The sequence below is a fragment of the Acholeplasma granularum ATCC 19168 genome (genome assembly GCF_000526235.1).
Lineage (GTDB): Bacteria > Bacillota_I > Bacilli_A > Acholeplasmatales > Acholeplasmataceae > Acholeplasma > Acholeplasma granularum.
On the sequence record NZ_JAFR01000009.1, the window covers coordinates 1 to 22,653 of the forward strand.

General features: G+C 31.3%; 21 protein-coding genes. 19 read left to right on the forward strand and 2 right to left on the reverse strand.

Features of this window, described 5'->3' with window-relative positions; translation table 11 throughout:
* The 8 genes from rpoC to tuf form a co-directional block, all read left to right on the forward strand.
* Window positions 1-4,015: DNA-directed RNA polymerase subunit beta' (rpoC, locus tag G324_RS0103730; RefSeq protein WP_025725060.1), on the forward strand; the 4,015-nt coding region annotated here is incomplete at its 5' end.
* A 116-nt stretch (window positions 4,016-4,131) separates the two neighbouring features.
* Window positions 4,132-4,728, forward strand: a complete 597-nt coding sequence (locus tag G324_RS0103735) for a hypothetical protein (RefSeq protein WP_025725061.1) — start codon at window positions 4,132-4,134, stop codon at window positions 4,726-4,728.
* A 436-nt stretch (window positions 4,729-5,164) separates the two neighbouring features.
* A complete protein-coding gene (locus tag G324_RS0103745) occupies window positions 5,165-5,437 on the forward strand; it encodes a GNAT family N-acetyltransferase (RefSeq protein ID WP_025725062.1) in 273 nt (90 codons plus the stop codon).
* A gap of 61 nt (window positions 5,438-5,498) precedes the next feature.
* Complete coding sequence (locus G324_RS0103750; protein ID WP_162146873.1) at window positions 5,499-6,614, forward strand: GGDEF domain-containing protein; 1,116 nt, start codon at window positions 5,499-5,501, stop codon at window positions 6,612-6,614.
* A gap of 225 nt (window positions 6,615-6,839) precedes the next feature.
* Window positions 6,840-7,268, forward strand: coding sequence for a 30S ribosomal protein S12 (gene rpsL, locus G324_RS0103755; RefSeq protein WP_025725064.1), 429 nt, complete (start codon window positions 6,840-6,842; stop codon window positions 7,266-7,268).
* A 58-nt stretch (window positions 7,269-7,326) separates the two neighbouring features.
* Window positions 7,327-7,797, forward strand: a complete 471-nt coding sequence (rpsG, locus tag G324_RS0103760; protein WP_025725065.1) for a 30S ribosomal protein S7 — start codon at window positions 7,327-7,329, stop codon at window positions 7,795-7,797.
* A 17-nt stretch (window positions 7,798-7,814) separates the two neighbouring features.
* Window positions 7,815-9,887, forward strand: coding sequence for an elongation factor G (gene fusA / locus G324_RS0103765; protein ID WP_025725066.1), 2,073 nt, complete (start codon window positions 7,815-7,817; stop codon window positions 9,885-9,887).
* Between the two features lie 86 nt (window positions 9,888-9,973).
* Complete coding sequence (gene tuf / locus G324_RS0103770; protein ID WP_025725067.1) at window positions 9,974-11,161, forward strand: elongation factor Tu; 1,188 nt, start codon at window positions 9,974-9,976, stop codon at window positions 11,159-11,161.
* 380 nt (window positions 11,162-11,541) lie between these two features.
* Here tuf and G324_RS0103775 read toward each other — a convergent pair whose 3' ends face one another.
* Complete coding sequence (locus G324_RS0103775; protein WP_025725068.1) at window positions 11,542-12,648, reverse strand: AI-2E family transporter; 1,107 nt, start codon at window positions 12,646-12,648, stop codon at window positions 11,542-11,544.
* 185 nt (window positions 12,649-12,833) lie between these two features.
* On the opposite strand from G324_RS0103775, the gene G324_RS0103780 reads away from it, so the two are divergent.
* From G324_RS0103780 to dnaB, 9 genes are all read left to right on the forward strand, one after another.
* Window positions 12,834-13,592 carry a TatD family hydrolase gene (locus tag G324_RS0103780; RefSeq protein WP_162146874.1) on the forward strand — a complete coding sequence of 253 codons (759 nt, stop codon included), beginning with the start codon at window positions 12,834-12,836 and terminating at the stop codon, window positions 13,590-13,592.
* A complete protein-coding gene (locus tag G324_RS0103785; protein ID WP_025725070.1) occupies window positions 13,589-14,344 on the forward strand; it encodes a serine protease in 756 nt (251 codons plus the stop codon). The genes G324_RS0103780 and G324_RS0103785 overlap by 4 nt, the downstream gene beginning before the upstream one ends.
* A gap of 1 nt (window position 14,345) precedes the next feature.
* Window positions 14,346-15,437, forward strand: coding sequence for a S1C family serine protease (locus G324_RS0103790; RefSeq protein ID WP_162146875.1), 1,092 nt, complete (start codon window positions 14,346-14,348; stop codon window positions 15,435-15,437).
* Window positions 15,434-15,895 (forward strand): CinA family protein, encoded by a 462-nt coding sequence (locus G324_RS0103795; protein WP_025725072.1) that lies wholly within the window; start codon window positions 15,434-15,436, stop codon window positions 15,893-15,895. The genes G324_RS0103790 and G324_RS0103795 overlap by 4 nt, the downstream gene beginning before the upstream one ends.
* Before the next feature lie 98 nt (window positions 15,896-15,993).
* Window positions 15,994-16,281, forward strand: coding sequence for a 30S ribosomal protein S6 (gene rpsF, locus G324_RS0103800; protein ID WP_025725073.1), 288 nt, complete (start codon window positions 15,994-15,996; stop codon window positions 16,279-16,281).
* Window positions 16,282-16,283: 2 nt separating this feature from the next.
* Window positions 16,284-16,727, forward strand: a complete 444-nt coding sequence (gene ssb / locus G324_RS0103805) for a single-stranded DNA-binding protein (protein WP_025725074.1) — start codon at window positions 16,284-16,286, stop codon at window positions 16,725-16,727.
* A gap of 14 nt (window positions 16,728-16,741) precedes the next feature.
* Window positions 16,742-16,981, forward strand: coding sequence for a 30S ribosomal protein S18 (gene rpsR, locus G324_RS0103810; RefSeq protein ID WP_025725075.1), 240 nt, complete (start codon window positions 16,742-16,744; stop codon window positions 16,979-16,981).
* Between the two features lie 156 nt (window positions 16,982-17,137).
* Window positions 17,138-19,603 carry a 50S ribosomal protein L9 gene (gene rplI, locus G324_RS0103815; RefSeq protein WP_162146876.1) on the forward strand — a complete coding sequence of 822 codons (2,466 nt, stop codon included), beginning with the start codon at window positions 17,138-17,140 and terminating at the stop codon, window positions 19,601-19,603.
* Window positions 19,600-20,949: a replicative DNA helicase gene (gene dnaB / locus G324_RS0103820; protein WP_025725077.1), complete on the forward strand. Its 1,350-nt coding sequence runs from the start codon at window positions 19,600-19,602 to the stop codon at window positions 20,947-20,949. Before rplI ends, dnaB begins: the two co-directional genes overlap by 4 nt.
* A gap of 45 nt (window positions 20,950-20,994) precedes the next feature.
* Here dnaB and G324_RS0103825 read toward each other — a convergent pair whose 3' ends face one another.
* The gene (locus G324_RS0103825; RefSeq protein ID WP_025725078.1) at window positions 20,995-21,429 is read right to left on the reverse strand and encodes a Dps family protein; all 435 of its coding nucleotides are present in this window, start codon (window positions 21,427-21,429) and stop codon (window positions 20,995-20,997) included.
* 94 nt (window positions 21,430-21,523) lie between these two features.
* On the opposite strand from G324_RS0103825, the gene G324_RS0103830 reads away from it, so the two are divergent.
* Both G324_RS0103830 and G324_RS0103835 read left to right on the forward strand, forming a co-directional pair.
* A complete protein-coding gene (locus tag G324_RS0103830; protein WP_162146877.1) occupies window positions 21,524-22,087 on the forward strand; it encodes a chromate transporter in 564 nt (187 codons plus the stop codon).
* A complete protein-coding gene (locus G324_RS0103835) occupies window positions 22,077-22,643 on the forward strand; it encodes a chromate transporter (protein ID WP_025725080.1) in 567 nt (188 codons plus the stop codon). The genes G324_RS0103830 and G324_RS0103835 overlap by 11 nt, the downstream gene beginning before the upstream one ends.
* The last annotated feature ends 10 nt before the right edge of the window (window positions 22,644-22,653 follow it).

Genomic DNA, 22,653 nt, shown 5'->3' on the forward strand with positions numbered 1-22,653 from the left:
ATTCAACTTAAGAGAACTTCAAAGTTTATTATCAGATTCATTTAACGAAGTACTTCCAACATTAATCTATTATAAATTACCAAGAAGTATTGAGGACTTATCACTTTCAAATGAAGTTGTAAATGTCTTAGAAACTGTAGGTATTAAAGATTTAGAAGTCTTAGTTAAATTCGACAAAAAAACACTTTATCATGTTTTTAAAGATGATGAGTTTTTACTAAAAGAAATTAATGACTTATTTGAACTTTATAATGAACAATTACTTGCTGATTCAGAGTATGAAGTTGAATTTAAAGATGAAGAAGTTGTTGTTACTTCAAATGTTGAAGATAGATATCAAAAACACATTGAACCAATTAGAAAAACTTATGGTTCAAAAGCTTTTACTCACTTTAAAATTAGACTAGCAAGTCCAGATGAAATTAGAAACTGGTCTTATGGTGAAGTTATCAACCATGAAACGATTAACTATAGAACATCTAAACCTGAACCAGGTGGTCTATTTGATGAAAGAATCTTTGGACCAACAAGAGATTATCAATGTGCTTGTGGTAAAAAACAAACAGTAAACAAAGGGCAAGTTTGTCCAAAATGTGGTATTGAAATTACTGAGTCTAAAGTACGTCGTGAACGAATGGGACACATTAATTTAGAAGCTCCAGTTGTACATACTTGGTACTTAAAAAACTCTCCTTCACGTCTTGCTATACTTTTAGGTATTAAAGCAAAACAATTAGAAGAAGTTGTTTATCATGCAAGTTATATCGTAATTAACCCTGGTAATAATACACCTCTTGCTAAAAAACAAATATTATCTGAACAAGATTACTCACAGTTAGTTGAAGAATATGGTAACAGATTTGAAGCCTTAACAGGTGCAGAAGCTGTTAAAAAATTACTTCAAGAACTAGATTTAGACAAAGAAGTAAAAAGCTTACGTCGTCGTCTAAAGACAAGTTCTAAACAAAAACGTGATCGTATTATTAAACGTTTAGAAGTAGTTGAGGCATTTAACCAATCAGATAACAAACCTGAGTGGATGGTTATGGATGTTATTCCTGTTATTCCACCAGATTTACGTCCAATGGTACCACTAGATGGTGGACGTTTTGCAACAACTGACCTAAACGACTTATACCGTAGAATCTTAAATAGAAACAACCGTTTAAAGAAACAAAAAGAACAAATGGCTCCACGCTTAATTACTAAAAACGAAAAACGTATGTTACAAGAAGCGGTTGATGCATTATTTGATAATGCGAAACGTGGTAAAAAGGCTGCTGTTGAACGTAACCGTCACCTAAAATCATTATCTGACTTATTACGTGGTAAACAAGGTCGTTTCCGTCAAAACTTATTAGGTAAACGTGTGGACTATTCAGGTCGTTCAGTTATTATTGTTGGACCAGACTTAGAAATGTACCAATGTGGTATTCCTCGTGAAATGGCTATTACTTTATTTAAACCATTTATCTTAAGAGAATTACAATTAACACATGGTGCTGAAAGAAAAAATGCGAATGCTAAATATGAACGCCGTGATGATGATACATGGCGTGCACTTGAAAAAGTAGTTAGAGAACATCCAGTTTTACTAAACCGTGCCCCTACACTACATAGACTTGGTATTCAAGCTTTCGAACCAAAATTAATTGATGGTAAAGCAATCCGTCTACACCCACTTGTTACCCCTGCGTTTAACGCTGACTTTGACGGGGACCAAATGGCTGTTCACGTTCCACTTTCACCAGAAGCACAAGCAGAAGCAAGATTATTAATGCTTGCAAGTAACAACATCTTAAACCCTAGAGATGGTAAACCGGTTGTTACCCCTTCTCAAGACATGGTTTTAGGTAACTACTACTTAACTATTGAAGAATCTATTTATAGAGACTTTGAAGGCGATGTAGAAAGAGCCCAAAAACATCAACATTTACATCGTAATGAAGGTAAATTCTTCTCATCAATTGATGAGTTAAAAATCGCTTATGAAAATAAAGATGTTTCTCTACATACAAGAGTTATCTTAAATCCTTTAAGTGTAAAAGATACCTTTACAGATGAACAAAAAAATATGTACTTAGTAACGACTTTAGGTAAAATTATTTTTAATGAAATTCTACCTCCAACATTCCCATATATTAATGAACCAACTATGTCGAACCTAAGTGAAAAAACTCCAGATATTTACTTTATACCAAAGGGTGTAAATCCTAAAGAAGCACTAAAAAATATGCCAGTGCCAGATCCGTTTAAAAAACGTTTCTTATCGATGGTTATTGCACAAGTCTTTAAACTATTCCACATTTCTGAAACATCAAAAATGTTAGATAAATTAAAAGACTTAGGATTTAAGTATTCTACAGTTGCCGGTATTACAATTTCTTATGCAGACATCAATGTCTATTCAAAGAAAAAAGAAATGCTTGAAGAAACAGAAGAACAAATCGCATTAATTGACGAATGGTTTGAAGATGGATTACTAACAGATTCAGAACGCCGTAAACTAGTTATTGATAAATGGACAAATGTTAAAAACGATATCCAATCAGGTATTATGAAAGAATTCGATCAAGATAATAATATCTTTATGATGAGTGATTCAGGTGCTCGTGGTAACGTTTCAAACTTCACCCAATTAGTTGGGATGAGAGGGCTCATGAATAACCCTAAAGGGGAAACTATTGAAGTTCCTGTTCAATCATCATTTAGAGAAGGCTTAACAGTTTCTGAATTCTTCATCTCTACCCACGGTGCGAGAAAAGGTTCTACCGATACCGCATTAAAAACTGCTGAATCAGGCTACTTAACTCGTCGTTTAGTTGACGTTTCACAAGATGTTATTATTGTTGAAGATGATTGTGGTTCAAACCATGGTGTCTTTGTAGAAGCAATCAAAGATGAATCAGGTAAAGAAGTTGTACCTTTATTTGATAGAATTTATGGTCGCTTTGCATCTAAAACAATTATTGATCCAAAAACTGGAGAAGTATTTGTTGAAAGAAACGAACTTATCACTGAAGAAATTGGTGAAAAGATTGTTAAAGCAGGAATCGAAAAAGTTGAGATTAGATCAATTATGACATGTTCATCAAGTCATGGTATCTGTGCAAAAGACTATGGTATTAACCTTGCAACGAATAAACACGTTGAAGTAGGGGAAGCTATTGGTGTTGTTGCTGCTCAATCAATTGGTGAACCTGGTACTCAGTTAACCATGCGTACCTTCCATACCGGAGGGGTTGCTGCTGGTGCCGATATTACTCAAGGGTTACCGCGTATTCAAGAATTATTTGAAGCACGTAATCCAAAAGGTAAAGCAACCATTTCAGAAGTTAATGGTAAAGTAAAAGAAATTAACCGTCGTGGTGGATCATTTAGCATTACGATTGTTGATGAGGCAAATAACGAGTATAAATATACACTAGATCCAAACATTGAATCCCTAGTTAAAAAAGGCCAAGACATTGTTGCTGGTCAAAGATTATCAAGTGGATCAATTAACCCTAAAGAATTATTACGTGTAACAGATGTTAAAACTACTTCTAACTATATTTTAGAAGAAGTTCAAAAAGTATACCGTGCACAAGGGGTAGAAATTTCAGATAAACACGTTGAGGTTATCATCCGTCAAATGTTAAGACGTATTATGGTAATTATCGAAGGTGATACAGAAATACTACCAGGAACAGAAGTATCAATTGATGAATTTAAACGTGAAAACAAAGCTGTTTTCGAAAGACGTGGTCGTTTAGCAGTTGGTCGTCCAATCCTACTTGGTATTACCAGAGCATCTTTAAGAAGTGATTCATTCTTATCTGCTGCATCATTCCAAGAAACAACAAGAATTCTAACAGATGCTGCAATTAAAGGTAAAAAAGATGAGCTTCACGGATTAAAAGAAAACGTCATTATTGGTGGATTAATCCCAGCGGGAACTGGTATTTTAGAAGAAAGCTATTTCAACTACGATAAACCAGAACCTCAAAAACCAGTTTATGATGATTTTGAATAAATAATAATTTAAATGAAAAGATAGTCGTTTGTATTCATAGACGGCTATCTTTTTACTTTATATGCTATAATATTATTGCAAAATAAATCTAATAACTCAACAAAGGTGGTTAATGAATGAAAAAAGAATCATGGGGTTTTTTACTGATAGGTAGTTCCTATATTATTAAGATGCTTAGCAAAATAGTTGAATCATTTATGGATGTTTCTTTAAGTTTTTCAATTGAGTATAGAATGTATGTAAGCATCATAACAGTACTTATTATGTTAATTGGAATACTTCTAATAGTAATTGATAACAAATCAAATATCTTTATACTCATTTCAAGTATTTTACTATTAGTATCCCCGTTTAGTAGTCTATTTACGACATGGCTTGGTTTAGGATTTAAAGTAGATACTTTAGCTGAGAAAGTATTAATCGTACAAGCAATTAGTTTTGCACCTATACTTTTATATCTCTTCTTACTTAGTTTTTATAAAAGAATTACTAATATCGGTAAAACTTTAACAATTGTATATATTTTAATATCATTTATATCTTTAGTTGTATCATTTATAGTAACATCACTAATAAATAATCTACCACAAGATATAATTAGATTACATCAAATAATATTTAATGGCGTACTATTTTATGTTCAAACGCTTATAATATTAGGCGTTCTAACAATAAACTTTGATTACACATTAGCTGAACCAAGATTTAAGTAATAAAAAAGCATTCACCTGAATGCTTTTTTTATATTTAAAGTTTTTTCCTAAATTGGAAAAAGAGTATCAATGAACTTAAAATAGTGCCTGTGAATATAAATAAACCTATAAAGGCTAATATTAAAAATATCAGGCTACCCCAGTTTGTGGTACCAAAAAAGGCATATAAGAAAATTAAACCTGAAATAATTAAAACAATTGCTGGGATTATAAAAACATAAAACATATTCTTCTTAACAAACAATCGACTTATAAAATAATTAATTATACCTGATACGAATATAACAATTAAGACATCTATAAGGTTATCCATAGAAACACCTCACTTTTTTAGAATAATTAATTATATATGATTAAATTTTAAAATACTATGAAAATGAATAAAAATTACTAGATGTATTATAATAGAAGTATATTAAAAAAAGGAGGCGTTAGGATGTTTAATCACGAAAAGGGAAAGTTCTATTTGACAAGTGATGAAGGAAAAACAATAGCTTTTATTACATATAAATATATTAGTGATTATATTGCAGTTGATCACACCTTTGTAGATCCTATATTAAGAGGTCAGGGAATTGCTCAAAAATTAGTTGATGAGGTTGTAAAACTTGCTCGATTAGAAAACAAGAAAATCGATCCAATATGCCCATATGTTCATAAATTGTTTGAAAAAGACCCACAATATGAGGATATTTATAGAAAAAAGTAACATTTTTTAAATATATGATAAAATAACGGAAGTAAGTCATACATAGGTTAGGGAGAAATCTATGCAGTCAATAAATCTAGCTTTATTTTTCTATTCATTTTTTATACTCAGTGCGATTCTTATATCAAATCATAAATTTGGTAATAAGCGTATTAATGATAAGATGTTTAATGTCATAGTCTTAGTGATATTTTTTGTATTGATTGGAGATATATTGTCTCGCTTTGAAGGTATAGAAAATCCAATCTATCCAATATTAACCAGAATTGGAAATTTTGTGACTTACGGATTAAGTCCAATTATTGGCTTTGTTTGGTTTAGATATATTCACTACAAAATATACTCAAACCTGGATAGACTAAAGAAATTTACCAATAAATTTAAAGTTATCTATACCATGTATTTTATAATACTTATTATTACACAATTTACTGGTTGGTTTTATTATATTGATAGTCAAAACTATTATCACCGTGGACCCATTAATTTATTGGCATATTTACCAGCATTTTTATTAGTTTCATTAGTTACATCTTTACTTATTTCAAGACATAATAGAATTGAAAATAATCATTTAATCGCATACATTAGCTTTGGTATTATACCTGTTATAGCTGTATTTCTACAATTGATATATTATAGTTATGCCTTAATTCCTAATGCACTTACCTTTTCTGCACTTGTATTATTTTTATTTGTTCAAAATAATCGTGCGAATATTGATTATTTAACAGGCCTATTTAATAGAAGACAGCTAGATTATTATCTTGAAGATAAAATAAATGATGCTAAAAAAGGTAAAACATTTTCGGCAATTTTAATTGATTTAGATAATTTAAAAACAATTAATGATACATTAGGGCATAGCATTGGGGATGAGGTCATTAAAGCAACAGCAAAACTACTTATGGATCATTCAAAGAAGTCTGATTTTGTTGCACGCTATGGTGGTGATGAGTTTTTAATCATTACAGAAATCACAAATGAAAAAGAGATTCTAAACTATATTTATAAATTGAATGAAAATTTTAATGAGTTTAATGAAAGTCAAAAAGAATTAAAAATAGAGTTTACATACGGTTATAAAATTTATGAAAAAGAATCAAACTTACAAGCTATAGACTTCTTTAATATGATTGATAATATGATGTACCGTAATAAAAATCTTAAAAAGTGAGTAAAGTGCGAGAATAATCGCACTTTATTTTATTTTTATACATTAACATAATTTGAAAATAATATGTCAAATAAATTATTTTTAGTTGACAAAACACTCCATAAAATATATAATATAAAAGGTATGAAATATATAAGACATTTCATTCAGACATCTTGGCTTTATAAGGCCAAAAAATCAAATTTGAAACACTTGGAAGTGTGTTTCTAGAAAGGAAGTTAGAAAATGCCTACCATATCACAATTAATTAACAAATCCCGTTCTGATAAGAACTACAAATCTAAATCTCCAGCATTACACTATGGATTCAACAGTTTAAAGAAAGAAGATTCTGATTACAATTCTCCTCAAAAACGTGGTGTTTGTACACGTGTTACAACTATGACTCCTAAAAAACCTAACTCTGCATTACGTAAATATGCGCGTGTTAGATTATCAAACGGAACTGAAGTAACAGCGTATATCCCAGGTGTAGGGCACTCACTACAAGAACACTCCGTTGTACTTGTACGTGGTGGACGTGTTAAGGACTTACCAGGGGTAAGATACCATATCGTTCGCGGTGCACTAGATGCTACTGGTGTTGCAAACCGCATGCAGGGTAGATCCAAATACGGTGCTAAGCGTCCAAAAGCCGCAAAAGCTAAAAAGTAATCATAACAAATTACAAAAAATAAAATGAAAAATCTAGTAAAGGAAGAAGGTGAACAATATGCCACGTAAAGGACATATCGTAAAACGTGATGTATTACCAGATCCGATTTACAATTCCAAATTAATTACGAGAATCGTAAACACAATTATGGAAGATGGTAAAAAAGGAACTGCACAAAGTATATTATATGGTGCGTTAAATCGTATCCAAGACCAAACTGGTCGTGAAGCTATTGATGTATTCAATGAAGCCTTAAATAATATCTCACCAATCTTAGAAGTTAGAGCACGCCGTATTGGAGGTCAAAACTATCAAGTACCTGTTGAAGTTAGACCAGAAAGACGTCAAGCCCTTGCATTAAGATGGTTAGTTCAATATGCTAAGAAGCGCAATGAAAAAACAATGGAAGAAAGATTAGCAAAAGAAATTTTAGATGCTTCTCAAGGCACAGGTGCCGCAGTTAAGAAGCGTGAAGATGTACACAAGATGGCTGAGGCGAATAAAGCATTCGCACACTATCGCTGGTAAGAAGGGAAGATAAAACTATGCCACGTCAATATTCATTAAAAATGACTCGTAACATCGGCATCATGGCACACATTGATGCTGGTAAAACGACCACAACTGAGCGTATTTTATATCATACCGGTAAAATCCATAAAACAGGAGAGACTCACGATGGTGCTTCTCAAATGGACTGGATGGCTCAAGAGCAAGAGCGCGGTATTACAATTACCTCTGCAGCAACAACTTCTGTGTGGAGAGACCACAGAGTAAATATTATCGATACTCCAGGACACGTAGACTTTACAGTTGAAGTTTCCAGATCACTTCGTGTATTAGACGGAGCGGTTACAGTTATCGATGCTCAAGCGGGTGTTGAACCTCAAACTGAAACAGTTTGGCGTCAAGCAACCGAATATAAAGTACCAAGAATTGTTTATGTAAATAAAATGGACAAAATTGGTGCAGATTTTAAACATGCAATTAAAACTTTACACACCCGTTTAGGTGTTAAAGCTAATGCAATCCAATTACCAATTGGAACAGAAACTGATTTTAACGGTATCATTGACTTAGTTACAATGACAGCTGTTGAATATTCAGGTGATGCAAATGAGACAACAAAAGACATTCCAATTCCAGCTCACTTAGAAGAACAAGCAATCGATTTAAGAAATGAACTGATTGAAGCTGTTGCTGAGTTTGATGATGAATTAATGGTTACATACCTTGAAGGTGAAGAAGTTTCAGTAGAATTACTAAAACGTGCAATCAGAAAAGGTGTATTAGCTGTAGAATTCTTCCCTGTTGTGTCAGGATCAAGTTTCAAAAACAGAGGTGTTCGTAAAGTATTAGATGCTGTTATCGACTACTTACCATCACCACTTGATATTCCACCAGTATTAGGACACACTGTTGATGGAGTTGAAGTTTATCGTCATGCGGATGATTCAGAACCGTTTACTGCTTTAGCATTTAAGGTTATGACAGACCCATTTGTTGGTAAATTAACATTCTTCAGAGTATATTCTGGATCAATTAAGAGTGGATCATATGTACAAAATACAACAAAAGGTACACGTGAAAGATTTGGTCGTATCTTACAAATGCATGCGAATACTCGTCAAGAAATTGATGAAGTATATGCAGGTGATATTGCTGCTGCAGTTGGTTTAAAAGTAACTACAACAGGTAACACACTTGCAGGACAAGATGACGATATTATCTTAGAATCAATGAACTTCCCAGAACCAGTTATTGAAGTAGCTGTTGAACCAAAAACTAAAAATGACCAAGATAAGATGGGACAAGCTTTAGCAAAACTTGCTGAAGAAGATCCAACATTCAAAACTTATACAAACAATGAAACTGGTCAAACAATTATCGCAGGTATGGGTGAATTACACTTAGATATCTTAGTAGATCGTATGAAACGTGAATTCAAAGTTGAAGCAAACGTTACAGAACCTCAAGTATCTTACCGTGAAACACTTACATTATCTAATGAAGTTGAATCTAAATTTGTTCGTCAATCCGGTGGACGTGGACAATATGGACACGTTGTAATCGACTTTGAACCAAACCCTGGTAAAGGATTTGAATTCGTTGACAAAATTGTTGGTGGGGTCATTCCTCGTGAATACATTCCTTCCGTACAAAAAGGTTTAGAAGAAGCTTTAGCTGGCGGTATTATTGCAGGATTCCCTGTAGTTGATGTTAAAGCAACACTTAAATTTGGTTCTTACCATGATGTTGACTCTTCAGAAATGGCGTTTAAAATCGCTGCAAGTATGGCACTTAAAGATGCTAAAAATAAAGCGGGCGCTGTTATTTTAGAACCAATCATGGACGTTGAAGTTGTTACACCAAATGATTATGTAGGTAACGTTATTGGAGACTTAACTAGCCGTCGTGGTCGTTTAGAAAGCCAAGAAGGTAGAGGAAATGCAATTTCAATTCGTGCATTCGTACCACTATCTGAAATGTTTGGTTATGCAACATCATTAAGATCAAATACTCAAGGTCGTGCAACATTCGTTATGCAATTTGACCACTTTGATAAAGTTCCTAAGAGTATTCAAGAAGAAATCATTAAAAAACGTGGTTCAAACTAAACCACTTCACAAACAAATAGTAATATGATAAAATATCATATGATAGCTTATTATATTCAATTAAAATTATAGGAGGCTTTTGCGTTATGGCAAAACAAAAATTCGAAAGAACAAAACCACACGTTAACGTTGGAACAATCGGTCACGTTGACCATGGTAAAACTACTTTAACTGCTGCAATTACATCAGTACTTGCAGGAAGAGGGTTAGCTACAAAAAGAGATTATAACCAAATCGATGGAGCACCAGAAGAAAAAGCTCGTGGTATAACAATTAACGCATCCCACGTAGAATATGAAACAGATACAAGACACTACGCACACGTAGACTGCCCAGGTCACGCTGACTATGTTAAAAACATGATTACAGGTGCTGCACAAATGGATGGTGGTATCTTAGTTGTTTCTGCAGCTGATGGCCCAATGCCACAAACTCGTGAACATATTTTATTATCACGCCAAGTTGGGGTACCTAAATTAGTAGTATTCTTAAACAAAGCTGACTTAGTTGATGACGAAGAGTTATTAGACTTAGTTGAAATGGAAGTTAGAGAATTATTATCAGAATATGACTTCCCAGGTGATGATATTCCAGTTATCAAAGGTTCTGCATTAGGCGCATTAGAAGGTAAACCAGAATGGGTTTCTAGAATTAATGACTTAATGGCTGCTGTAGATAGCTATGTTGATACACCAGTACGTGCTACTGACAAACCATTTATGATGCCAGTTGAAGACGTATTCACAATTACAGGTCGTGGTACAGTTGCTACAGGACGTGTTGAACGTGGAATCGTTAAAGTTGGTGATCCAGTTGAAATCGTTGGTATCAAAGATACTCAACAAACAACTGTTACAGGTGTTGAAATGTTTAGAAAATTATTAGACCAAGCTGAAGCTGGAGACAACATCGGTGCTTTATTAAGAGGTGTTGATCGTTCAAACATCGAACGTGGTCAAGTATTATCTAAACCAGGAACTGTTAAACCACACGCTAAATTTACAGCACAAATCTATGTGTTAAGTAAAGAAGAAGGTGGACGTCATACAGCATTCTTCTCAAACTACCGTCCTCAATTCTATTTCAGAACAACTGACATTACAGGTATTATTACTTTAAATGAAGGAACTGAAATGGTTATGCCAGGAGACAACGCTGAAGTTACAGTTGAATTAATTCACCCAATCGCATTAGAAGAAGGAACAAAATTCTCTATTCGCGAAGGCGGAAGAACTGTTGCATCAGGTACAGTTGTTAAAATTCTTGCTGACTAATTATTAAAATTTGGATCTTCCTTATTGGAAGGTCCTTTTTTATTTATATAATTTTTTAGCATATAACTATTTAGGATGACATACTATTTTTAAACAATTCATTTGGGGGATAAATTAAAAATTAGAAGTTTCAAACCTTAAAAAATTTTATGGACATATCTATCGTAAAAAAAATGACACAATAAAAAATTCTATTTTGTTATGAATAGATTCTAAGTTGTATATTTTTATGATATTATCATGCATAGGCTCTCCTTATAGTATTAGTTATGGCAAACTCTTATTATAGGTAAGACCCCTTTTTTAATCAGTAAATTTCCTATAAAAAAAAACATCTTTAAGAAAATTATCTTAGAGATGTTTATAAATTTATATATTATTTATTCTTTAACCTTATCAAGTAACTCAGTTCGTATATGTTTCCAAATAACCATTATAATACCACCTAGTGGAATTGAAAGTATAATACCCCATACACCTAAAATAGAACCAAAAAATAACATGAACACTAAGATAAGTGCAGAATGTATACCCATTTCATCACCTGCTAGTTTTGGAATAACAATATTACCTTGAATAAACTGAATAACTGTATTTAATACAATTAATATTATATTTCCCCAAAGAGCAGATAACTCTAGATTATTAATATAAAATAAATTCACATGACCGACTGAAAATATATATATGATTGGAATAAGTAAACCAGTGGTTGGACCTAAGTAAGGAATTAAATCTAATACTGCAATAAGTACTGAAAATAATATCACATAACCAATAGGTAATCCTAATACTAAATAAACAACTACAAACATAAAGAATAATACAATCATACTAATAATTTTAGATTTAAAATATGATGCAACTAAATAATTAGATTTAATTGCTATAGGCATAACATGTTTTTGCCATGACTTTGGTATATTTTCATCAATGCTATTGAGCATTGTTTCTTTGGAATTTAAAAAGTGCCATAAGAATATAGGAACTAAAACAATAACAGTAACAGTTTGTATGATAACACCAATTAAATTAGATGCAGAACCTAAAAGACTGCTATAATCAAAATTTGAAACCAAATCATATATATAGGCATATACCTCACCTAAATTATTATCAACAAACCAAAATTCCACTTCATTTAAAAACTCTGGTCTTGAAATTGTCTCAATAAAAGATTTACTTTGATCAATTAAGAAAAATACACTAAATAATACTATAGCTGCTGTAAAAAGTATAATTAAAGTAATTGTTAAAAGTATTGCAACACTTTTTTTAATTTTAAACTTAGTAATAAATTTATCTGTTAATGGATTTAGTAGATAAACAAGTATTAAAGCAATTAATACAGGTGTAACAACCAGTGATAAGCCGCTAAACGTTTTTTCAATAATGTTACCAGGATATAAAGCATTTAGACTATGAAATAAAAATAAAGCTAACAAACTTAAAATGATAATGGTCATAATATTTTTAAACTGTTTCATGTAATAGGTTTTCCTTCGTAATTTTTTTCCAAATATATTATAACACTTTATTCATATATAGTCATTCATCCAAATGTGTGAGAATTTAAGTATAAAGCATATTAAAACACCACTATTTATTCGTTTAAAACCAAACAATATTCCTAATATGATATAATTTACTAAGTGGAAAAGGAAGTGTTTTTATGATAGATACCCATGCACATATCAATATGAAAGAGTTTGAAGATAAATTAGATTTGATAGTAGAAAATGCTATTTCAAATAATGTTACTCATATAATTGTTGTAGGTATGGATTTTTTTCATAATGAGCGTAGCTTTATATTAGCAAACACATATAATAATATGTTTGCAACAGTAGGCATACATCCAACAACACTAAAAGGTAATGTAAAAGATTTAGAAAAATACTTACTTCACAAAAGAGTAGTTGCTATTGGAGAAACAGGAATCGATCTTTATTGGAATAAAGATAATCTAGAACTACAAACAAAGTATTTTAAAGAACAAATAGAGCTTGCTATAGAATATAGGCTACCAATAATTATTCACACAAGAAACTCATTTAATGAAGCATATGAAATCATAAAGCCATATAAAGGAAAAATAACCGGAGTATTTCACTCATTTTCTTCTAACTATGAAGATGCCCTAAAAGCAATCGATTTGGGTTTTTATATTGGAATATCAGGTGTTGTAACATTTAAAAAAGCAGAAGAATTAAAAGAGGTAGTAGAAAAAATAGATTTAAAACACTTACTACTTGAAACAGATTCACCATATTTAGCACCTATACCTTTTAGAGGTAAAAAAAATGAACCAGCATATACGAATTATGTTTTAAAAGAAGTGGCATTACTTAAAAATATTGATGAAAAAATTGTAGATAAAATTACAACAGAAAATGCAATAAAATTATTTAAACTGGAGAATATATTATGAAAAAAGTAAAACATTTATTTATATTAGTAATCGGTTTATTGTTATTAACAAGTTGTGTTGCAGTTGATGAATATATTGAACAATATAAACCAATTGCATATGCACCAGAACTTACTTTAGAAGAGGTAAGTTTTATAGACCTTATCCAAGAAAAAAAGAAATCTGGTATTTCTATTAACAATTTATATGCAACAGACACTGGTAATAAAACAAGACGAGGATCTGGTGTGATTGTTAAAAAAGAAGAAGGCACTTTAATCCATAGATATTATGCCCTAACAACCCAATGGGTTGTTGAAAATACAATTACATTAACAGTAAATATAAGTCCTACTGAAAATGTGGTTGCAGTTGTATTAAATCCTAAACTTAATTATGATAAAGACGAAGATATTGCACTAATAAGTTTTACATCAAATAAAAACTTAACACCTATTACATTAGAACCACTTATAGAAGATACTAATTTAGATAGTTTAGAAATATTTTCAATTGCAACACCAATATCTAATGGATATTTTAATTATCCAACAAATCCTGCAATAATTATGGGTGTATTTGATAACCGTATTGTACATGGCACAAACTTAAATATTGGCACCTTAGGTTCTCCTTTATACTTAAAAGAAACAGGACAACTTATAGGTATTAACGTATCTTATTCAACAGTTGCTGGTGGAAGACCAGAGGTTTTAATTAATGAGGCAATTCATATTAATCAAGTCATTGAGCTCGTCAAAGGATATTTGTAATATGAAAAAGATTTTACTCATAATCATTAGTTTTTCTTTAATCATGTTAACAGGTTGTATGGCTGATGAAATTGAACATCAATTAAGAGATAAACCAACTTCTTTAGAATATCAAGAATTAGTTGCCTCATTAAAGGATAGTACAGTTAGTTTAATTGGTTATCAATTAGAATTTGAAGTTGGACTAGGATCTGGGTTAATATATGATAAAGAACCTTCTAAGGATGATAAATACTACTATTATGTTGTAACAAATTATCATGTAGTATCAGCAATGTCTTATGTAGAGGTAGTAACTAATCAGGGCAACATTGAATTTGGTGATATTTATGCATATACATTAGATAGTGAAACAGATAATGATGATATTGCAATTGTACGTTTTGAAAGTAGTTATGATTATCCATTAATAGAAATTTTACCACTAAATGAAGAACAAGCAATTCAAGTTCAACTAAAGGTGGGTCAATTTGTATTCGGTGTTGGAACACCTGTAGATAAAATAAATCAAAACCTAAGTACAAATTTAGGAATCATTACAGACTTATCACAAACTTATGTTTCTCATAGTGCAAACATCAATCCTGGTAACTCAGGTGGACCACTATTTAGTTATGATGGCACTTTTATTGGAATTAACACGCAACGTGTTGAAGTTATTGACGGTGAAACAGTTTATCTAATTAATGAATCAATTCATGTTAATAAAGTAGCCGAGGTCATTAAAAGACGCCTTAGCCAAGTTACACCTAAATTGGGTATTGTTATTATGAGTTACATAGATTTTGTTACAGATGATTATATTGCCAGATATGGTGATAAAGCTAAAGGCTTTAACCCACTAGATCATGTCAAAAATGGTTTAGCAGGTGTTGTAGTAACGACTGTCAATCAAACCAGAGCAAGTTTTGGAATTCTTGAAAAATATGATGTAATTTTAGAAGCAAACGGTATTCGAGTGACAAATAATGAGCAATTAGGTGCCGCTTTAAACGGTATTGAAAGTGGTCGGACCTACGAGTTTTTAGTTTCAAGAAAAAACAAAGAAACAAACATTTATGAACAAATAAATTTAGAGGTTATTATTCCATGACAAATATATTAAATACTTTGATTAAAAACAATTTGACAATTTCATTTGTTGAATCAATGACAGGTGGATTATTAAGTTATGAACTTGTAAGATTATATAATGCATCAAAAGTCTATAAAGAGGGGTTTGTATTATATAGCAATGAGGCAAAATCAAAATATTTAAATATTGATTTAAACTATATCGAAAATAATGGTGTAGTCTCAAGAGAAGTTGCTGGATTAATGGCGCAAAACTTAAAAGAAATAACTGGTGCAGATATTACTGTATCTATTACTGGCTATTCAAGTGGACATGAGCCTAATAAAGCCTTTATCGGTGTAATGATTCATAACTTATTATATGTAGAAGATATTGAATTTTATCCAGAAGATAAAAGAGAACAAAACATTAAATTAACAGTTAAAAAAGCAATAAAAATGCTAAAGGAAATTCTTAAAAATCATGTTGCTATTTAGCATCAATGGTGATATAATTAAAAGGCATGTAAAATGCGACAAAATATAAAATATCCTTGTCAGAAATGACCAAGATGTCCAAAAGGAGGAAGAAAACAATGAAAAAGTACGAACTGATGTACATTGCTAATCCACAATTAGATCCTGAGAAATTAAAGGCTTTAATTGCTAACTTAAACAACGTTATTACAAGTAACGGTGGTTCAATCTTAGCTTTAAAAGAAATCGGATTAAAAGATTTAGCATATGAAATCAACAAACACAGAAAAGGTTACTATGTGTGGATGTTGGTTGAAACAACACCAGAAGGCATTGCTGAATATAAGCGTGTTGTTCAAATTACGGAAGCAGTTATCCGTAATATCGAAGTAAAAGAAGGAGAATAATTATGATTAATAGAGTCGTCCTTGTAGGAAGAATCACAAGAGATGTAGATGTAAGATCCACCCAATCAGGTGTTTCTGTTGTGAGCTTTACATTGGCCGTAAATCGTAATTTTACTTCAGCTAGCGGTGAAAGAGAAGCAGATTTTATCAATTGCGTTGCATGGAGATCAACTGCTGATTTCATGAAAAACTATGTAAAAAAAGGAAACTTATTAGGTGTGGATGGAAGAATCCAAACTAGAAACTATGAAGATAGTGATGGACGTACAGTCTATATAACAGAAATTGTTGCAGACAGTGTTCAATTATTAGAATCTAGAAATTCACAACCTGATAGCCAACAACCATCTAGAAATAGATATGAAGACAATCGTCAAAATGATGCCCAAGATGAACTGTATGAAACAGCTAAAAACTTGGTTGCAGATGATGATTTACCATTTTAGAAAGGAATTTAACTATGCAAGACAGAAAAAATCGTGGTGGATTTAAAAAACGTAAAAAAGTATGTTTCTTTACTCAAAACAAATTCACACACATCGACTTTAAAGATGTAGAACTACTAAAAAGATTTATCACTGAACGTGGAAAAATCTTACCAAGACGTGTAACTGGTACATCTGCAAAATGGCAAAGACCATTAGCGGTAGCTATCAAACGTGCGCGTCATATGGCACTTCTACCATTCGTAAAAGAATAATAAAATAAATAAATTCAAAACAGAAATCTATAATGTATAAATTACATAATGATTTCTGTTTTTTTTATACATATCCTTCAAATATCTCTAAAGTATAAGATTTGTTCAATAACAATACAAAATATGATATAATTTTATAGTAAAGAAAGGGGTACTATGAAACATAAAATATTTACTTTTAGTGCAATAACTATTTGGGTTCTTAGTATTATTTTATTAGCTTTAAGGCTACTAACTACAACACTGGACCATATTTCTAATATTTCTATCATTACGTTTGCAGCCCTTTTGTTTGCAACTTTTTTAGCTTTATTATCAATTATTCTTGCAATTACAAATTCTTATAAAAGATATATTAACAACCTACAAAATCGTCTAGCTAGATGGAGCAAACTGTCCCCTAGAGTTAACCAGGTTGGTGATGATGCTTTTAACGAACTACCTATTGGTATTTTGGTTTTTGATGAAAATCTAAAAGAAGTTAAATGGGTAAATAACTATGCAAAAGTTATTTTTGAAGAGCGCATTGTTGATAGACCTATTGGTGAAGTTTCAAGTGCACTATCTGATTTTTTACAAGGTGATGATAAAACACCTATTACTATTTCAATTCACGAACAAAAATATGAAGTCATATATAAATCTGAGTTTCAAGTAGTTTACTTATTTAATGTAAGTTCAAGAGAAGCAGTTAAGCGTGAGTATCAAAATAATTTACCTGCAATTGGTATTATGAACTTAGATAACTTTGAAGAAAATATGACAAATTTTGATATCTCAGAACAAACAAGTATTAAGGGTGAATATTTATCTGCAATCGCTGACTGGGTTGAAGAATATAGTGGATATTTAAAACCATATGGTGATAACCGTATGGTGATGTTACTTAAACGTAAAAGATTAGAAGAAATGATGACAAACAAGTTTGAAATACTAGAAACGATTCGTGATATTTCAACCTCTTATGGAATTAGAGTTACATTATCAGTAGGTATTGCATCCTGGGATTTAGAATATGATGAATTATCAGATTATGCCCAAAATGCAATTGAACTTGCTGAAAAACGTGGTGGTGACCAAGCAGTTGTTAACATCCAAAATCAAAAAATTGCATATTTTGGTGCAAAATTAGAATCCATTACAAAATCAAGTCGTACAAATGCAAGATTAGCTGCACAAATGATCCAAGAGATAATAGATAAATCAGATCAAGTATATATCATGGGACATGATCAAACAGACCTAGATAGTTTTGGTTCAATGATTGCAGCACTTAAAATGTCACTGGCATCACCAGATACTGTACCTTATTTAATTATAGATGAGGATAAGTTAGATCAAACGACTATTGAAGTATACAATTATTTAAAACAAAACGATCATCCTGTAATTAAACATGTAATCACTACAAATGATGCATTAAATAAAAAAACTAAAGATACATTACTATTAGTACTAGATACTCAAAATCCTACAATTGTACACAGTAAAGAGTTATTAGAACAAAAATTTAAAATAGGAGTCATAGACCATCATCGTGGCAATGAAACATCTATTCAAGGAGACTTTACATTCATTGATCCAGGCGCATCATCGACAGTTGAACTTATGATGGAACTATTTAGTTTTTATGCTAAAGATATTAAGGTAGACCCTTTTGAGGCATCCATTATGTATGGTGGATTAATTCTTGATACAAATACATTTACTTATAGAACCAATGTAAGAACATTTGAAGTAGCATCTAAGCTAAAAGATTATGGTGCGGATGCAATGCTTGTAAAAGTATGGCTAAGAAATGACTTAAGTAGAATTATAGAACAAAACGAGCTGCTTAGTCATGTTGAAATATTCCTAGATAGATTTGCGATTGTTAAAACAAATAAACAATATAAAGATAGAACATTTATAGCACAAGTATCAGAATTATTGCTTGATATTAAAGGTATAGATGCATCATTTACAATAGTATTATTTGAACAAAACCAAGTGGCTGTATCAGCGCGAAGTTTTGGAGCAGTCAATGTTCAAGTCTTAATGGAAGAAATGGGTGGCGGTGGTCACTTAAGTAGTGCTGCAACACAAATTAAAGATGTCAGTGTAGATGATGCTTATAACCAATTAAAGCATATCTTAGAATTAGAATATGGAGGAGACAATACACCTATGAAAGTAATATTATTAGAAGATGTAAAAGGTAAAGGTAAAAAGGATCAAATTATTGAACTTGCTGGAGGTTATGCAAATTACTTAATCTCATCTAAATTAGCTGTTATAGCTAATGAAGAAAACATTAAGAAATTAACTGAAAAGAAAGAACAAGAAAGAATACAGGCTGAAAATTATTTAGAATTAATGAAAAAGTTAGCTTCAGAAATTGATGGTAAGTCTGTCACATTAACAATTCAAATTGGTGTTGATGGTAAAAGATTTGGTTCTGTAACAACAAAACAAATCGTTGAAGCATTCCAAGAAAAACATGGTGTTGTAATTGATAGAAAGAAACTTGAACTTGCAACAGACATTCAGTCTGCAGGTATTTATCCTGTAGTTGTAAGTTTAGATAAGGGTGTAAAAGCAACCTTTGAAGTAAACATTATCGAAAGAAGAGAACAATCATGACAAGTCGCATTCCAAATGCGGTTGATGCTGAAAAATCTGTCTTAGGTGCTATCTTTTTAGATCAACAAACAGCACCAAATATATTTGATGAAATAAGAGAAACAGACTTTTATTTAAATCAACACATTTTAATCTTTCAAGCAATGAAAGATTTATTTAAAGAACGTAAATCTATTGATTATACATCTGTAAAATCTGTTTTAGAACATAAGTCTCAACTTGAAACAGTTGGTGGTTTACTATATTTATTAGAGTTATCTGAATATACTGTTTCAATTGATCATTTAGAGACATATATTGAAATTGTAAAAGATTTTTCTCTAAAAAGAGATGTCATTAAAGTCACCCAAGAATTAGCTACTCAAGGATTAACAACTGATGTAAATTCTGCAGAATATTTAGATAAAGTTGAACAAGCTATTTTAAGTTTATCTCAACGTAGAAAAGTAGGACAATTTACCCAGTTATCCGAAATTGTTAAAAGTGTCAGTGAAAAACTTCACTTTCTTCAAAATAATAAAGGTGAGGTCACTGGACTTACAACCGGATATAAAACACTTGATAAATTCATTAATGGACTTCAACCAGAAGAACTTATTATATTAGCAGCACGACCTGCTGTAGGTAAATCTGCGCTTGCTATGAATATTGCCCTCAATGCTGCTGCTAAAAATAAAGGTGGCAAAGCAGGGGTAGCAATATTTTCACTGGAAATGAGTAATGATCAATTAGTCAGCCGTATGATATCTAACATTTCAAATATTGAAAACTCAAAACTAAGAACCGGATATCTAACAGCTACAGAATGGCGTAACTTTGAGATTTTTACTGAAAGATTAAACACCTATAATATATATTTTGATGATTCATCATCATCAAATATAAATGATATTCGCGCGAAATGTCGCCGTTTAGCTCAAGAAGGTAAACTAGACTTTATAGTCATTGATTATCTACAATTGATATCAGTGGATTCAAATAAAAGCACGAATAGACAAGAAGCGGTATCTAGAATATCAAGAGAATTAAAACAAATGGCTAAAGAATTAAAAGTACCAATATTAGCACTTTCTCAATTATCACGTGATGTTGAAAAATCAGATGATAAAAAACCTACTTTAGCACACCTTAGAGAATCAGGTTCTATTGAACAGGATGCCGATATTGTAATATTCATTCATAGAGAAGACTACTATAACCAAGGAGCAGAAGGTGAAAACTCTGGTCAAACAGAAATCTTGGTAAGGAAAAACCGTCAAGGACGTATTGGTGATATTAAATTTATATTTACACCACAATATTCTAGATTCCAGGAACAATCTAATTTGGAAGAACCGTCAAACTAATAAAAAAACTCTGAAAATTTTCAGAGTTTTTCTTTACTTAAGAACTTATTTATTAAAAGCTGTAAACATCCAAATATGTTTTTCAAAAGATGAAACAGTACTAATTAATAAATCTGCTGTTTGTTCATCTCCTAATTCTTGACTAACTGAAGTTAGTTCCTTAAATTCTTTAACAAGTTGTTTTAAATCTTGTAATAACTCTCCAACCATTTTGTTAGAATCTAAGTTATCAGTTTCTTTTAAAGTAGTTAACTTTAAGTAGTCACTTAATTTGGAAGCAGGCTTACCACCTATAGTGATTAAACGTTCTGCAAATTGGTCGTATAATTCATTGACCTCATCATAAAGTTCTTCAAATTTTTCATGTAATATGAAAAATTGATTACCCTCTACAAACCAGTGAAAATGATGTAGCTTCGTAAATAAAACAAAAAGATTAGCTACCTCTTTATTTAATCCCTGATGTAACTGATTATTCATAAAATATACCTCCTTATTTGTATAAGTATAGTATAACAAAAAAACCTCATTTGTGGTAAAATATACAGGCGTATGACTACAAACGGAGGTAAATATGGCAAAAACATCATACTTTCAAATATTTATTACTTTCTTTAAAATAGGATTATTCACCTTCGGAGGTGGATATGCAATGATGCGTGTAATGGAACGTGAACTTGTTGAAAACAAGGGTTGGATTGACGGTAAAACTATGTTAGATTTACTAGGTATATCTCAATCAACACCTGGACCATTTGCAGTAAATAGTGCAACTTATATAGGACATCATCAAAGAGGGTTTCTAGGGTCTTTTTTTGCAACACTTGGTGTTGTATTACCGAGTTTTATTATAATCATTTTAATATCAATATTTTTAGAGGCATTTAATGCAAATATATATATTCAAAATACATTAAAAGGAATTAACGCAGGTGTTTCTGTATTAATCTTTCAAGCATGGTTTAGACTAACCAAACAATTAGGAATAACAGTTACAAATGTAGTTTTAATGATTATTGGATTTGCTGTATCACTTTTTATTCCTAGTTTTTCAATTGTGTATTTAATTTTAATAACTGCTATTAGTGCAATTATTTATGGATATGTATTTTTAAGAGGTGAAGAAAATGGTATTTGAGTTAATAAGGCTATTTTTCATTTTCTTTAAAATTGGATTATTCACCTTTGGAGGTGGATATGCAATGATACCACTTATTCGTACTGAGGTAGTTCAAAATCATTATTTAACAATTATCCAAGTCGATCAATTTATAGGTATTGCAGAATCAACACCTGGGCCTTTTGCAATAAATATTGCAACATTTGTTGGATATAATACACATGGTTTATTAGGCTCAGTATTTGCAACATTAGGCGTTGTTTTACCAAGTTTTATCATAATTTTATTAATCGCTTATTTTAGTGCTAAAATATTAACGACTAAGGCTGCAAAAATGGCTTTAGCATGGATTAACCCGCTTACAATCGGCCTTATTTTATCTGCGGGAATCTCAGTATTTATCCAAGCCAATTTTGGTGGTATGGACGGATTATTTAAATTTGATGCAGATTATATAGGTATTGTGATATTTGCAGTCGTATTATTAGCATCAGTTGTTTTTAAAAAAATAAATCCAATATTTTTAATAATTATCGCAGGTGTATTAGGGCTCATCGGCTATTCTATATTTTAAGGAGTAAACA

Coding starts and splice junctions, on each gene's coding strand:
- dnaB (WP_025725077.1), top strand. CDS start 19,600: ATGACAAGTCGCATTCCAAATGCGGTTGATGCTGAAAAATCTGTCTTA.
- rpsG (WP_025725065.1), top strand. CDS start 7,327: ATGCCACGTAAAGGACATATCGTAAAACGTGATGTATTACCAGATCCG.
- G324_RS0103785 (WP_025725070.1), top strand. CDS start 13,589: ATGAAAAAAGTAAAACATTTATTTATATTAGTAATCGGTTTATTGTTA.
- G324_RS0103745 (WP_025725062.1), top strand. CDS start 5,165: ATGTTTAATCACGAAAAGGGAAAGTTCTATTTGACAAGTGATGAAGGA.
- ssb (WP_025725074.1), top strand. CDS start 16,284: ATGATTAATAGAGTCGTCCTTGTAGGAAGAATCACAAGAGATGTAGAT.
- rpsF (WP_025725073.1), top strand. CDS start 15,994: ATGAAAAAGTACGAACTGATGTACATTGCTAATCCACAATTAGATCCT.
- tuf (WP_025725067.1), top strand. CDS start 9,974: ATGGCAAAACAAAAATTCGAAAGAACAAAACCACACGTTAACGTTGGA.
- G324_RS0103825 (WP_025725078.1), bottom strand. CDS start 21,429: ATGAATAATCAGTTACATCAGGGATTAAATAAAGAGGTAGCTAATCTT.
- G324_RS0103790 (WP_162146875.1), top strand. CDS start 14,346: ATGAAAAAGATTTTACTCATAATCATTAGTTTTTCTTTAATCATGTTA.
- rpsR (WP_025725075.1), top strand. CDS start 16,742: ATGCAAGACAGAAAAAATCGTGGTGGATTTAAAAAACGTAAAAAAGTA.
- G324_RS0103795 (WP_025725072.1), top strand. CDS start 15,434: ATGACAAATATATTAAATACTTTGATTAAAAACAATTTGACAATTTCA.
- rpsL (WP_025725064.1), top strand. CDS start 6,840: ATGCCTACCATATCACAATTAATTAACAAATCCCGTTCTGATAAGAAC.
- G324_RS0103775 (WP_025725068.1), bottom strand. CDS start 12,648: ATGAAACAGTTTAAAAATATTATGACCATTATCATTTTAAGTTTGTTA.
- G324_RS0103835 (WP_025725080.1), top strand. CDS start 22,077: ATGGTATTTGAGTTAATAAGGCTATTTTTCATTTTCTTTAAAATTGGA.
- rplI (WP_162146876.1), top strand. CDS start 17,138: ATGAAACATAAAATATTTACTTTTAGTGCAATAACTATTTGGGTTCTT.
- fusA (WP_025725066.1), top strand. CDS start 7,815: ATGCCACGTCAATATTCATTAAAAATGACTCGTAACATCGGCATCATG.
- G324_RS0103780 (WP_162146874.1), top strand. CDS start 12,834: ATGATAGATACCCATGCACATATCAATATGAAAGAGTTTGAAGATAAA.
- G324_RS0103735 (WP_025725061.1), top strand. CDS start 4,132: ATGAAAAAAGAATCATGGGGTTTTTTACTGATAGGTAGTTCCTATATT.
- G324_RS0103830 (WP_162146877.1), top strand. CDS start 21,524: ATGGCAAAAACATCATACTTTCAAATATTTATTACTTTCTTTAAAATA.
- G324_RS0103750 (WP_162146873.1), top strand. CDS start 5,499: ATGCAGTCAATAAATCTAGCTTTATTTTTCTATTCATTTTTTATACTC.